We start from the raw sequence: 292 nt of genomic DNA, 5'->3' as shown, positions 1-292 counted from the left end.
ACTGTGTCGGCCATCTGATATGTCAGTTGTCGCGCCACTGGCCCGGCACTGGTTCCCGATTCCCGATCTCCCCTGGCCGGCCCTTCGCCGGCGCGGAAGGAGTCCCATGAGCCCGTCCGGACCCTTGAGCCCGTCCGCACCGGACTTGTTCAATGACCCGCTTTCGGCTGTGGATCCGGAGGTGGCCGCGGCGGTCGGGGCCGAGCTCGGCCGTCAGCAGAGCACGCTGGAGATGATCGCCTCGGAGAACTTCGCTGCTCAGGCGGTGTTGCAGGCCCAGGGTTCGGTGTTG

The 292-nt window shown here is 67.1% G+C and carries 1 pseudogene; it reads left to right on the top strand.

The annotated features are described in order from the left end of the window. Positions 1-106: 106 nt before the first annotated feature. A pseudogene (locus tag L9G74_RS20160) lies at positions 107-292 on the top strand (hypothetical protein); the annotation flags it as partial.

It is taken from the genome of Shewanella electrica (assembly GCF_022321485.1).
In the GTDB taxonomy this organism is placed as follows: domain Bacteria; phylum Pseudomonadota; class Gammaproteobacteria; order Enterobacterales; family Shewanellaceae; genus Shewanella; species Shewanella electrica.
This window is presented reverse-complemented; position numbering and strand designations above follow the sequence as displayed.